This window comes from Haloarchaeobius amylolyticus, from assembly GCF_042678045.1.
GTDB lineage: Archaea > Halobacteriota > Halobacteria > Halobacteriales > Natrialbaceae > Natrinema > Natrinema amylolyticus_A.
Window position 1 is genome coordinate 86,983 of the sequence record NZ_JBHUDI010000004.1, and the last position, 13,301, is coordinate 100,283.

At 65.2% G+C, this 13,301-nt stretch carries 12 protein-coding genes; 9 read left to right on the plus strand and 3 right to left on the minus strand.

All coding sequences use genetic code 11. The features are described from left to right. Nucleotides 1-208: 208 nt before the first annotated feature. Nucleotides 209-817 (minus strand): hypothetical protein, encoded by a 609-nt coding sequence (locus ACFR99_RS06645; RefSeq protein ID WP_390285590.1) that lies wholly within the window; start codon nt 815-817, stop codon nt 209-211. Between the two features lie 166 nt (nt 818-983). Between ACFR99_RS06645 and ACFR99_RS06650 the strand changes: the two genes are divergently transcribed. The 4 genes from ACFR99_RS06650 (at nt 984) to ACFR99_RS06665 (ending at nt 4,778) form a co-directional block, all read left to right on the plus strand. Beyond that, entirely contained in the window at nt 984-1,709 is a 726-nt protein-coding gene (locus ACFR99_RS06650) for a bacteriorhodopsin (protein ID WP_390285592.1), read from the plus strand. Between the two features lie 198 nt (nt 1,710-1,907). Further along, nucleotides 1,908-2,783: a bacteriorhodopsin gene (locus ACFR99_RS06655; RefSeq protein ID WP_390285594.1), complete on the plus strand. Its 876-nt coding sequence runs from the start codon at nt 1,908-1,910 to the stop codon at nt 2,781-2,783. Nucleotides 2,784-2,941: 158 nt separating this feature from the next. After that, nucleotides 2,942-3,724: a lycopene cyclase domain-containing protein gene (locus ACFR99_RS06660; RefSeq protein WP_390285595.1), complete on the plus strand. Its 783-nt coding sequence runs from the start codon at nt 2,942-2,944 to the stop codon at nt 3,722-3,724. Next, entirely contained in the window at nt 3,714-4,778 is a 1,065-nt protein-coding gene (locus tag ACFR99_RS06665) for a Brp/Blh family beta-carotene 15,15'-dioxygenase (protein ID WP_390285597.1), read from the plus strand. The genes ACFR99_RS06660 and ACFR99_RS06665 overlap by 11 nt, the downstream gene beginning before the upstream one ends. A gap of 140 nt (nt 4,779-4,918) precedes the next feature. On the opposite strand, the gene ACFR99_RS06670 is transcribed toward ACFR99_RS06665, so the two are convergent. Next, entirely contained in the window at nt 4,919-6,793 is a 1,875-nt protein-coding gene (locus ACFR99_RS06670) for a PINc/VapC family ATPase (protein ID WP_390285599.1), read from the minus strand. Between the two features lie 154 nt (nt 6,794-6,947). On the opposite strand from ACFR99_RS06670, the gene ACFR99_RS06675 reads away from it, so the two are divergent. Both ACFR99_RS06675 and ACFR99_RS06680 read left to right on the plus strand, forming a co-directional pair. Next, complete coding sequence (locus tag ACFR99_RS06675; RefSeq protein WP_390285601.1) at nt 6,948-8,585, plus strand: protoglobin domain-containing protein; 1,638 nt, start codon at nt 6,948-6,950, stop codon at nt 8,583-8,585. Nucleotides 8,586-8,676: 91 nt separating this feature from the next. After that, nucleotides 8,677-9,762 (plus strand): M20 family metallopeptidase, encoded by a 1,086-nt coding sequence (locus tag ACFR99_RS06680; RefSeq protein WP_390285603.1) that lies wholly within the window; start codon nt 8,677-8,679, stop codon nt 9,760-9,762. Nucleotides 9,763-9,793: 31 nt separating this feature from the next. Here ACFR99_RS06680 and ACFR99_RS06685 read toward each other — a convergent pair whose 3' ends face one another. Then, nucleotides 9,794-10,162, minus strand: coding sequence for a hypothetical protein (locus tag ACFR99_RS06685; RefSeq protein ID WP_390285605.1), 369 nt, complete (start codon nt 10,160-10,162; stop codon nt 9,794-9,796). Between the two features lie 155 nt (nt 10,163-10,317). Here ACFR99_RS06685 and ACFR99_RS06690 point away from each other — a divergent pair, with 155 nt between their 5' ends. From ACFR99_RS06690 to ACFR99_RS06700, 3 genes are all read left to right on the plus strand, one after another. Continuing rightward, complete coding sequence (locus ACFR99_RS06690; protein ID WP_390285606.1) at nt 10,318-11,850, plus strand: carboxypeptidase M32; 1,533 nt, start codon at nt 10,318-10,320, stop codon at nt 11,848-11,850. An 85-nt stretch (nt 11,851-11,935) separates the two neighbouring features. Continuing rightward, the gene (locus ACFR99_RS06695) at nt 11,936-12,676 is read left to right on the plus strand and encodes an SDR family oxidoreductase (RefSeq protein ID WP_390285608.1); all 741 of its coding nucleotides are present in this window, start codon (nt 11,936-11,938) and stop codon (nt 12,674-12,676) included. A gap of 60 nt (nt 12,677-12,736) precedes the next feature. Next, nucleotides 12,737-13,225: a hypothetical protein gene (locus tag ACFR99_RS06700; RefSeq protein ID WP_390285610.1), complete on the plus strand. Its 489-nt coding sequence runs from the start codon at nt 12,737-12,739 to the stop codon at nt 13,223-13,225. Nucleotides 13,226-13,301: the final 76 nt, after the last annotated feature.

Genomic DNA, 13,301 nt, shown 5'->3' on the forward strand with positions numbered 1-13,301 from the left:
GGTGAAAGGTATATTGATGACTGTTCGTCCACTTTCTGTGTCAAGACGCGCCGCGTTCCGTTCGTTCGTGGATCCCCCGTGGCACCTCGTACGAAGGCAAAACGGATGCTGTGATCCTCGCGCGCGTACCGTTTCCGCGATCGCACTTCACTTCGAGACCTGGATCTCACGGATGCTCGAGAGGGGCCGGCTGCTCCAGGTCGCGTTTTCACTGCGACTTCGGCGCGAGATACCGGCTGACCAGGTAAACGACACCGGAACTGATCGCCGCTGCTGCGCCGACTGCGATCACGGGGATTGAGACGCCGGTCTGTCCGTACGGGTTTCGCGGAGCGGAGTTGATGAGTGCTTGAAACGTCTCGCCTCCTGCATGGCCGAGCGAAAAGAAGCCGACCGTGAGCAGGATGGCGAACCCGCCAGTTGCCAGACCGAACATCGACGCAACGTCCTCGACGTTCAGTAATACGTGTGCCTGTGACTCCGAGAGCTGCGGTTCACGGCTCCGGCGAACGATCGCTACCGCGACGAGACACGCCGCGGTTCCGAGCTCGATGCCACCGGCGTACACGCCGAGCCAGAGGACGAGCGGCGACGCCCACAGGGGCTCGCCGCCCGGGAAGGCTGCCCGAACCGACGTCGGATAGGTGGCCGCGATCGGCACGATGAGTGCGAGCGCGAGTAACAGGCCGCTTTGATAGACGAGCTTTTGGGGAATCCGTCGCTTGATCAGCGCGTATCGCTCTACTCGAAGCCGTTCGTACGTCGACTCGCCGAGGAGTGCGTCCGCAATCGGATCGTTTGGGTCAGTTGAAGTCATCAGTTCGAGAGCACGATCGGTTGCCGGTTCAGGTGGTCGAACACAGGACGTGAAAATATACACTCCGGTTTCTCATCCATGGTCAGAATTCCGGACATACACTCCTGCTTGAGGGTTATCTTCGTTAGGCCTAAGCGGTATATTTTGTAGGTCGCTACGCTCAGATATGACCGCACTAGTCGGTCCAGAATCCCTGTGGCTGTGGATCGGAACGATCGGAATGACCCTCGGAACCCTGTATTTCGTCGGTCGGGGGCGCGGTGTTCGCGACCGGAAGATGCAGGAGTTCTACATCATCACGATCTTCATCACGGCAATCGCTGCAGTGATGTACTTCGCGATGGCGACGGGTTTTGGCGTCACCGAAGTCATGGTCGGCGACGAGGCGCTCACGATTTACTGGGCGCGCTACGCCGACTGGCTCTTCACGACGCCACTCCTGTTGCTCGACCTCTCGCTGCTAGCGGGGGCACACCGCAACACGATCGCGACACTGATCGGCCTCGACGTCTTCATGATCGGGACCGGCGCGATCGCGGCGTTCGCGGCGACTCCCGGCACCCGGATCGCGTGGTGGGGCATCAGCACCGGCGCCCTGCTCGCTCTCCTGTACGTGCTCGTCGGGACGCTCTCGAAGAACGCGCGCGACCGGCCGTCGGAGGTCGCGTCGCTGTTTGGCACCCTTCGCAACCTGGTCATCGTGCTGTGGCTCCTCTACCCGGTGGTCTGGATCCTCGGCACTGAAGGAACGTTCGGCATCCTTCCGCTGTACTGGGAGACTGCCGCGTTCATGGTGCTCGATCTCTCGGCGAAGGTCGGCTTCGGAGTGATCCTGCTCCGGAGCCGCTCCGTCCTGGAACGGGCCGCCACGCCGTCCGCTGCGGCCGCGTGACGACCCAACCCAGCAGGACGCCTCTCGACGACCGGCGGCGTAACCGGCCGGTCAGGGAGCCGACGCCACGTACTGCTTGGCTCTCGGTGTGACCGCAGCACTGGCCGCTCACCGTTCGTTGACCGCTCAACACCCATGATGTTCCGTATCGGGACGGACACTCGTTTATGGGTAATGATGGTGCAGTAACTTGTACGCATGCAGTCACTTGTCGCGTCCGCACTCGCCGTACGGGCACACGCCCTCCAAAACGGCCCGACCGACGCGGAACTGTTCGAGTACGTCTTCGGTGGCGGTAACACCCTGCTCGCGCTGTCGTTCGTCATCAACATCGCCCTCGCCGGACTCACGATCCTCGGGATCGTCTATCTCGGACGGTCCCTCTCCGATCCGCGCTTGAAGGCGATCGCGACCGCGCTGATGCTGATTTCTGTCGTTTCGATCTCGAGTTATACCGGGCTCACGTCGGGGCTGACGCTGGGCGTCATCGAGATGCCAGCGGGCCACCCGGCCGCGGGTGCGACGACGGCCGGCGAGAGCGGCGTGCTGGTGATGTGGGGCCGGTACCTCACGTGGACCTTCTCCACGCCGTTCATCCTGATCGTGCTCGGGATGATCGCCGGGTCGAACTGGACGAAGATCCTCACCACCTGTGCGTTCACGATCGCGATGTGCGTCACCGGCCTGGCGGCGGCCCTGACGACGTCCTCGCTGGTGCTTCGCTGGTGGTGGTTCGTGCTGTCGTCGACCTTCTTTCTCGTGATCGTGTACGTCATCCTCGTCGACTGGACCGTCGAAGCCGAGCGGACGGGAACGTCGGACCTGTTCCGGACGCTCAAACTCCTCACCGTCGTCGGCTGGTTCGGCTACCCGATCCTCTGGGCGCTCGGCGTCGAAGGGTTTGCGATCCTGGACGTCGCGACCACCTCGTGGGGCTACAGCATCCTCGACATCGTCACGAAGTACGTCGTGACGTTCCTCGCCATGTTCTACGTCGTCGACGAACCGGAGTCGATCACCGGCGGCGCGGACTACGGTGCCAGCCTCCCTAGGGTTGGGTCGTCGGATGACTGACCGTCTCGGGCTGGTCCGGTACCCGTGTTGGCACCGACGTATTACCTCGCTCCGATCTGGCCTAACCAGTTCGGATTTGGGGCTTTGTCCGCGCCGGACCTAGTCCGATCACGGAGCCCGCTCTCTGCGGAGAGCCGGCGACACATGCCGACACGCTCATGACCGTTCCACTCACCTACTTCGGTGTTCACCTGGCGTTCATCCTCCCGCCGCTTTTGGTTCTGGGCTGGCTGGCGCGTCGGCGCGATCGGGCCTGGTGGGGTGCTCGGCCACTCTCCGGACTCGCCATCCTGATCGGCCTCGCTGTCATCTACACGACGCCGCTGACGAATCACCTGATCCCCGAAGGGGTCTGGTGGTACGGCGAGGGTGCGGTCGTCGCGACGGTCTGGCACACGCCGATCGAGGAGTATCTCTTCTTCGTCCTCCAGCCGATGCTGACCGCGTTCTGGCTGTTCCAGCTGCCGGCGACCGCCGATCGACCGCTGGCAATCCCTCTCACCCACCGGCTGCTCGGCGTCGGAGGCGGCCTGGCGATCGCCGGCGTCGGCTGGTTGTTGACCGCCAACATCTCGACGTACTATCTCGGATGGCTGTTGCTCTGGGCTGGACCGATCCTCGCCATCCAGTGGGGCTTTGGCCTCACGTACCTCTGGGCCGTCCGTCGACCGCTGGTGGTTGCCATCGCGGTCCCGACGATCTACCTCTGGATCGTCGACCGCGTCGCGATCGAGCTCGGCATCTGGGTCATCTCGGACGCCCACACGATCGGTTTCGCGCCCCTGGGACTCCCAGTCGAGGAGGCGCTGTTCTTTCTCGTGACCAATATATTCCTCGTTCAGGGACTCGTCATGTACGTGTGGCTGCTCGACCGCGTCAACGAACTCCCGTCTCTCACCAGGGTGGCGACCCGAATCGCCGCGAACTCCGATGAACGGTGACACGACCTCCAGTGGCGTTGTCCCCCACACGGATGCCGCGGCCCGCCGACTGGCGGCCCGCCTGAGCCTCGGCGTCGGACTGTTACTTATCGTCGCCGTCGTCTCGATCATGATCCTCGTGGGTCCGCCGCCGCTTGCGTACCAGTACGTTCCGCTGGCGCTCAGCGTCGTCGTCCTCGGGCTTCCCCACGGAGCCGTCGACCACCTCGTGTTGCCGCGAGCCCGGGACGACCCCGTCACCCCGGGATCGCTCGCGTTCGTCGGCGGCCTCTATCTGCTGGTCGGCTCCGCGTACGCCGCCGTCTGGTTTCTCGCCCCCGTCGTCGCGTTCGTCCTGTTCATTCTCGTCACCCTCGTCCACTGGGGGCAGGGCGACGTCTACGCCTTGCTCGCGCTCGTCCGCGCCGACTATCTCGAGACGCGAGCCAGCCGGCTCCTCGCCCTCGTCGTCCGTGGTGGGCTTCCGATGCTCGTCCCATTGGTCGCGTTCCCAGCTCAGTACGCGTTCGTCGCCGAGACGCTCGTCGGACTGTTCGACCCCGACGCAGCGGCCGCACTCGAGCCGGCGTTTTCCTCGTCGGTGCGAGTGGCCGTCGCAGTCGGCTTCGGCTCCCTCATCGTGCTCGTGACGGGTCTTGGCTTCGTCCGGACGAGCGACGGTAATCGCGGCCCATGGATCGTCGACACCGCGGAGACGATCGGGCTCGTCGCCTACTTCGCGATCGTCCCGCCGATTCTCGCGATCGGGCTCTACTTCTGTTTCTGGCACTCCCTTCGGCACGTCCTCAGAACAATGCTCGTCGACGCCGTCGCCGGCGCGGCGCTCGAACGCGGGGCGATCGGTGCCGCGTCTCGTCGCTTCGCCCGCGATGCAGCGCCGCTGACCGCGGGCGGACTGCTCGTCCTCGCCGGGATTGGGCTCTCGGTCCCGCGCACGCCCGCAACCATCCCCGACGTACTCGCGCTCTATCTGGTGACGATCGCCGTCCTGACGCTCCCGCACGTGGTCGTCGTCACGCTTCTCGATCGAGAACAGCGGCTCTGGTCGCCGTAGCACCCGGTTCGAGGCGATCGATCACTCGGCTGGCTCGCGGACTCTCGTACACGGACCTTTTTTGCGCGAGCGGTCGCCTCCGGCGACCCGAGCGGAAAAATCTCCACCAGAAAGAGCCGCTCGTTCGCGGTGCAAACGCTCTACGACGGAACGACCGTAATCGGATCTTTTCGGTCAATCGCTCGCTCGAGTTCCTCCGCGATCGCACTGCCCCGCGAGACCTGGATTTCGCCGCCGCGGCTCACCGTCGCGGTAAAGAGGTACTCGCCACCGGCCTGAACCTCGACGGTTTCGCCGTGGTTGCCGTCGACGGGGATGACGATGTGCCGGGAAGTGATCTCGGGCTGGACCATCTGGCCGGCCTGTGAGCCGCCGCCAGCGCCGCTGTTTGCGCTCGCGCCGCCGTCAGCGCCGGCACCGTAGTTGGGGTTCTCGTCGTGCGTCCGGACGTCGATGTCGATCCCCAGCCGGTTCTCGATGTCGGTGATCCGGCCGCCGCCTTTCCCGATGACACTCGAGATGTCGTCCTCTTCGACGTAGACGACGGCTTTGTCCTGGCTTTTGAGCTGGACGTCGACGTAGCCGCGGGCGACCGAACGGATCTCGCGTTCGATCTCCTGTTTGGCGATGCGGTCGACGCCGGACTCGCTGCCGGGGCCACCCTCCTCGTCTTTGAGCGGGACGGTGACGACCTGGCGGTTGAAGGTGTAGATCTCGTACTCGGGTTCGCCGGTCTGGAAGTTCGTGACCTGGATGACCGGTCGGGCGAGGTCCTCCTCGGTGAGTCCGGCGGGGACTTTGACTGTCGTCTTGACGTCGTAAACCGTCTCGATTTCGCCGGCTTCGATGTAGACGACGGTGTCGACGACCTGCGGGATCATCCCGAGTTCGACCCGGCCGACGAGCCGCTGGAGCGAGTCGATCGCGCGGGTCGCGTGGACGACACCGATCATGCCCACGCCAGCCAGCCGCATGTCCGCGAAGACCTCGAAGTCGTCGGTCTTGCGGACCTCGTCGTAGATGGTGTAGTCGGGCCGGACCATCAACAGGGCGTCGGCGGTTTTGGCCATCTCGCCGCCCAGTTCAGTGTACTGGGTGATGTCGGGACCGACCTGCAGGTCCCGTGGTTTCTCCATCGTCTTGACCGAGTAGTCGTGATCGGAGATGTAGCGGGCGACCGCCTGTGCGAACGTCGACTTCCCGGCCCCGGGGGCACCCGAGATGAGGACGCCGCGCTGGCGCTCGAGCAGCCGCTCTTTGAGTTCGTCGGCGTACTCGTAGTCCTCGATGTCGGTCTGGGCGATCGGGCGGACGGCGGTGATCTCGATGCCGTCAGAGAACGGCGGGCGGCCGATCGCGATCCGGTAATCCCGGAACTGGACGATCTTCATTCCGGGTTCGGAGAGCTCGATGAAGCCGTCGTGGGCTTCCTTGGCACCGTCGATGACCTCGCGGGCGTACTCGTCCATCGTCGCCTCGTCGAGTGGCTCGTCGGCGATCGCCTCGTAGTGCATCGCGCCGAGTTCGCCGCGTTTGGCCCGCGGGACGGCGTCGGTCTTCAGGTGGACGCTCATCGTCTGGTCGTCGAAGTACTCCTCGACGGCCAGCGTTCCGACCCGTCGCACCTCGGGAGAGACGTGTTCGACCTCGAGTCCCTTCGCCTGTGCGACCTCCGCCTGAACGACGTCGCTGGTGACGAAGGTCGCGTCGAGGTCCTCCGCGAGATCACGGATCAACGCGTCGATCTCCCCCTCGGAGGCGTGGCCGCGCTCGATGGCGCTTGGCCGCTCGCCGACGTACTCGAGGTCGACGACGCCCTCGTCGGCCAGGTCGGCCAGCCGCTGGAGCTCCTCTAGACCGTCCCAGCCGCTGTCGAGTCCGTCGTTTGCCTGCGCCTCGAGTTCCGCGACGACTGCCTCGGGGACACAGATCGTCGCTCCCTCGAACTGCCCGTCTTCGATTGTCGCCGAAACGCGGCCATCGATGACCACGCTCGTATCCGGCACGACGTTCATACGTAAACTGGTTCACGTACGCCTATAAGGGTTTCACAGCACTCCTCGCCGAGGACGCGACGGCTCGTTCAAAAACCCTGTGAGAATGGTATCTGTTCCTATCCAACGGGAACATCAATGGAACCTTAACTAATCGGCTGACTAGGGGTTCGGTATGCAACCAGAACAGTCATTTGGGAAGGGGGGACTCAACGGATTTCTTGACGTCGACGAACTCGTCGAACGTATCGGCCTCGACGAAGACGAGGTCGAGTGGCGAAAGCACTTCATCGGGTTCGGCGAAGACGACGAGCAGCGGCTGTCGGACCTCGAACCGCTGTTGCGGGACAACCGCCAGGAGATCGCCGACGACTTCTACGAGAACGTCCTCCAGTACGAGGGCACGCGGAAGGTGATCAATCGGTCGCCGAAGGGCGTCGAAGCGCTCAAAGAGACCCAGCAGGCCTATCTCGTCTCGCTGGCGACGGGGGACTACGACCTGTCGTACTTCGAAAACCGGACCCGGATCGGCAAACTCCACGAAATGCTCGACATGCCCCTGAAACACTACGTGGGGCAGTACGGCGTCTACTACGATCTGCTCCTCTCGCGGATGAACGAGCGGGTCCAGGATCAGGTCGTCGACGCGATCGAGGAGTGGGCGGCGGAACGCGAGGCCGAGCGTGACGAGGGCGGTCTCGGCCGGTTCGTCGGTGCCCTGGGGCTTGGCGGCGACGATGACGCCGACGACGGTCTCGAGGAATCGTTCGAAGCGGCTGTCAGGAACGCTATCGACGACGGCATGATGGACATCCTCTCGCTGTTGCGGATCATCAACCTCGACATGCAGATCGCGACCGAAACCTACGTCGACTCCTACGCGAAGCGACTCGAGGAGTCGATCGAGCGGCGCAAGCGCCTCGCCAGCGAGGTCGAAACCGACGTGCAGGCCCCGCTGTCCGAACTCCACGAGTCGAGCGAGGTGGTCTCGAAACGCGCCGAGGCGATCAGTCAGCACACCGAATCCCAGGCCGCCGGCGTCACGCGAGCGGCACGGGAACTCGACGAAGTGAGCGCCGCGGTCGAGGAAGTCGCGAGCGTCGCCGACGAAGTCAGCGACGAGAGCGCCCGAACCGAGCAACTCGCCGCCGAGGGGGTCGAGGCGGCCGACGACGCCTTGGACGAACTCGAGGAGATCGAGAACGCGACCGACCGCGTCGCCGACGCCGTCGACTCGCTGGCAGAGCGGACCGAAGAGATCGACGAGGTCGTCGACCGACTCGACGACCTCGCCGAGCGAACGACGGTGCTGGCGGCGAACGCGAAGATCGAGTCCTCCCGTGGCGGTGGTGGCGACACGATGGGCGTGATCGCCAACGAAGTGCGCTCGTTCGCCGAACAGACGAAATCGGACCTCGCGGAGATCGAAAGCGCCGTCGAAGCCGTCCGCGAGGACGCCAGCGCGACGGTCGCGACGACCGAGGAGACAGTCACCCGCGTCGACGCCGGCACCGACCGGGTCAGAGAGACCGTTCACTCGCTCGAGTCGATTCACGAGTCGGCACAGAAGACGGCGACGGGCATGGAAGATGTGGCGGCGGCGGCCGACCAGCAGGCACGGGGCGTCGAAGCGACTGCCGAGACGATCGCGGAACTGTCCCAATCGGCTGATAAGGTCGCGAGTGCGGCGGAATCGGTCGCGGCGGCGAGCCAGGAGCAGACGGCCAGCCTCCGCGAGGTGCGCGACTCGGTTGCTCGGCTCACCGGCGACGAACAGGAGACGGAGCCGCCAGTCTACAAGCAAGTTAACTGACGACGAACGGCGTTCGACGCCCTCCCCCACAGAGATAACAGCCCCCATCTTTTTCGGTGAACTGAACACGACAGCCGGCGATGGTCCCTGCATGACTCTCGTCGAGTTGACCCGCGACCTCGTTTCGATTCCCAGCCACGACGACGAGACTGAAGCCAGCGAGTTCCTCGAGTCGTGGCTGCGCCGCGAGACCGACGTCGACGTGAGCCGGGACGAGGTTGGAAACGTATTCGCCCGGAAAGGCAGCGGCGACGAGACGCTCGCGCTCGTGGGTCACCACGACGTCGTCGGGCCGGCCGACGCGCAGGTCGCCGCGGCGGGCGACGAATACACCGTCGAGGAACGCGACGGCCGACTCTACGGCCGGGGGACGGCGGATATGAAAGGTGCGGTTGCGGCCGCCTTGCTTGCGTTCCGGGATGCCGACCCAGCCGGTGAACTCGTGTTCGCGAGTTTCGTCGGCGAGGAAGTCGGCGGCGTCGGCGCACAGCACGCGATCGAGCAGGGATTCGTCCCGGAGTACGCCATCGTCGGTGAAGGGTCGACGAACTACTCGGGATCGGACGTCACAGACGTCGCCGTCGCGCACAAGGGCCGACGCGGGAGTACGATCACCGCCCACGGAACCGCCGCTCACGCCAGCGAGGCCGACGCCGGTGAGAACGCCATCTACCGCGCGACGGATGCGATCGATCGCGTTCGGGCACTCGAGGCCCCGTCGGTCGACGTGGCGGGCGAGACCCTCGCGGGCAGCCTCACCGTCACCGAGATCGAGGGTGGGTCCGCGTGGAACGTCGTCCCTGCCCGGTGTGCGGTCACCATCGACGAGCGGACGGTGCCGGGCGAGCGCGCCCCTCTCGAGCGGATCGCGGACCGCGAGGGCATCGAGTGGACCGTCGACCAGGACTGGCCGCCGATGCAGTGCGAGGACGCGGCCTTTGCCGATGCGGTCCTCGACGCTGCAACGGCGTCACAGACGGCCGAGCCCGAACACGTGACGAAACCCCACGCGACCGACGCGGGCTGGCTCTCGGCCGCCGGCACGGAGTGTGTGATCTGTGGCCCCTCCGAACCCGGCGAGGCGCACACCGACGACGAGAGCGTCTCGATCGCCGTCCTCGAGCGCTGTCGCGAGACCTACCGGCGGGTCGCGGAGGCCTGGCCGCCATCGCGATGACGCCGTCGAGTCGTCGACGGAGCGTAGCCGATCAGGCACCCGGGACGCCGACCGCGCCGAAACTCGTGATGCCGACCGCGGCGAGCACGTAGAGGGCGATCAGAACGGTGACCCAGGCGACGAGTCCGATCATTGCCGCTGCGGTCCAGTCACCGGGATACCGCCAGTTGATGACTGCGACGTAGGCCAGTAGGGCGACCAACGGGCCGACGAGTGGAATCCATCCGACGGCGAAGCCGACGATAGCCCAGACGATCGCGCCGATCAGCGCGGTGACGATAGCGTGATCGTAACTCGTCCGGCCGACGATAACGCGTGCGCCGGCGTAGATGCCGAGCGCACCGATCAGCAGGCTCACGAGGAATACGATGACTGACGCGAGTGGTGATGCGATTGCCATACCGATAGCTACGTATCCCGGCGGAACAGGCCGCTGCTTGCACGTTCTAACCGACTCTCACCGAGAGACGGCCTCTCGGATGCGACTCCCCGTGTGTACACTCGAGCTACCCGGAACCCAGACGTTGATACCGGTTCCGAGCGAACGATACGGCTATGGCGACCGATCAGGCTGGAAGCGACGCGAGCGAGGCCGACACGTACGAGCAGTTCGAACGACGCGTCCAGCGCATTTCGAACGTTGGCAACGCCGCCGGCATTCTGCGGTGGGACCAAGAGGTCGTGATGCCCGACGAGGGGACGCCGGCTCGAGCCCAGCAACTCTCGACGCTGTCGTCGATCAGTCACGAACTCCTGACTGCCGACGAGACCGGACAGCTGCTCGACGAGCTCGAGGACGCCGAACTCGAGGACGAACAGGCCGCAGTCGTCCGCGAGATCCGACGCCAGTACGACCGCGAGACGAGCGTCCCACAGGAACTCGTCGAGGAGATTTCCGCGACGGCGTCGAACGCCCACCCCACGTGGAAGCAGGCCCGCGAGGAGGATGACTTCGAACAGTTCGCACCGACCCTCGAGAAACTGGTCGAGCTCAAACGCGAGTACGCCAACCACATCGATCCCGATGCCGATCCCTACGCCGTGCTCTTCGCGGACTACGAGCCCTACATCGACCTCGAGACCGCCGAACGGGTCCTGGAGCGTCTGCGCGAGGAACTCGTCCCGCTGATCGACGCGATCCAAGAGAGTGACGCCGACCTCGCCACGGATGCCTTCGCGGGCGAGTTCGATGACGACGATCAGGAGGCGCTCGCGCGTGACGTGCTGGATTCGCTTGGCTACGACTGGGACCGCGGTCGCCTCGATACCGCGCCGCATCCGTTCTCCTCGGGGACGACGTTCGACGCGCGCGTGACGACCCGCTTCGACGAGGAAGACCTGCTGGGCTCGCTCACCTCGACGATCCACGAGTTCGGCCACGCAAACTACACACTCGGGCTCCCTGACGAGGGCTATGGAACACCGCTTGGCGAAGCCCGCGACCTCTCGGTCCACGAATCCCAGTCCCGGCTCTGGGAGAACCACATCGGCCGCTCTCGGCCCTTCTGGGAACACTTCCTGCCGGTCGCTCGCGAGCGATTCCTTGAGCTCGAGGACGTCACGCCCGACGCAGCTTACGAGGCCGCAAACCAGGTCTACGATGACAACCTCATTCGCGTCGAGGCAGACGAGCTCACCTACCACCTCCACATCGTGATCCGCTTCGAGATCGAACGTGATCTGGTCCGTGGCGATCTCGACGTTTCAGAGGTCCCGCAGGTCTGGAACGACAAGTACGAGGAGTATCTTGGCGTGCGCCCCGAAACGGACGCGGAGGGCTGTCTGCAGGACATCCACTGGTCTCACGGCGACTTCGGCTACTTCCCGACGTACTCGCTGGGGTCGGTGCTCGCGGCGCAGTTGTACGCCGCTGCCGAAGCCGATCGCGGCCCGTTCGACGACGCGATCCGCGAGGGCGAGTTCGACGCCCTCAACGGCTGGCTCCGCGAGAACATCCACCAGCACGGCAAGCGCTACATCACGCCCGCGCTGATCGAGCGAGCGACCGGCGAGGAACTGACCGCCGATCACTTCCTCGAGTACGTCGAGTCGAAGTACGGCGAGCTGTACGAGCTCGAGGGCTACTGATCGCCGGCACGCCCATCGCGCTTCCGTCGCGTTCGCGCTTCCGCGACCCTCGTCTTTAGGTCGGTGTCTGCCGATCCGTCACACGATGTCCGAGACACTCGAGCAGCAAACGGCGATCGTCACGGGTGCAAGCTCTGGAATCGGCGCGGCGACCTGCCACGAACTCGCAGCGGCGGGTGCGAACGTCGTCCTCGCGGCACGGAGCGAGGATCGGCTGCGGGAACTCGCCGACGACCTCGAGGCCGACCACGACGTCGAGACGCTGGTCGTTCCGACGGACGTCCGCGAAGAGGACGACGTCGACGCGCTCATTGAGGCGACCGTCAATCGGTTCGGCGGGATCGACGTACTGGTCAACAACGCGGGGCTGGCCCGCGGAAGCGATGTCGAGTCGCTGTCGACCGACGAGTACGAGACGATGCAGGAGACCAACGTCGACGGCGTCTTCTACGCGACGCGGGCGGCGATCCCACACGTCCGCGAGCGCGGTGGGCACCTGATCTTCGTCGGCAGTTTCGCCGGCCAGTACCCGCGGCCGTTCAACCCCGTCTACGCGGCCTCGAAGTGGTGGGTCCGGGGCTTCGCCAAGAGCGTTGCCGCCCAGGTCGGTGACGACGGCGTCGGCGTTACGGTCGTCAACCCCTCCGAAGTCCGCTCGCAGTTCGGAAGCGCCGACGGCGATCCCTTCGCCGAGCGCTTCGACGAGGGTGAGGCGACCGAACCCGGGGAAATCGCCGAGGCGATCCGCTTTGCCGCGAGCCGGGAAGGCTCGAGCGTGACCGAACTCGACCTCTACCGGCGGGACAAGCTCGCCGATACCTTCTAATAAAACGGGGTTGGGTGTGCCGGGTGTGGACTCACCCGTGACTGGCCCTCTCCCTCGAGTATGCGACTCTCCATTCCGGGCGTGCCGGGCGTCTACTTCGATACCGACGGCGAGTCGACGGCAAAGAGCGTCGCGCTGACCGCCGCCGGCCGTCGCGCACCGAAACCGCAGGGCTACGCCCTCCAGGTCCTGCCCTACCTCTGGTCGTTCAACGTCGACCTCCGGGAGGTCCCGACGGACCACCCGATCCAGTACCTCCACCCGGAGGGTGCACGGAGTCTGGGGACGCTCGTCGATCAGCGTGGCGTCCGCGAGGCCGGCACCGAACTCGAGTCGGTACTGCGGTTCGTCTGGTCGATCAATCAGGAAGTCGAGTCAGCGACTAGCCAGCTGTTGGGGGGATCGCCCGCCGACGACGGCGTCACCATCGAGATTCAGGACGGGGCCGTCACTGCCGACGGTTCGCCGCTCGAGACTGACGACTTCGACATCGACGATACCGGGACCGAGATCGAGATCGACGATGCAGACCCTGACGACGAACTGTAGGGGTCGACCAAGGCCGTCATCGGATCGCTCTCGAGATCGGCGCGCTGATGTTCGCGCTCTCTCCGCATTGCTTGCG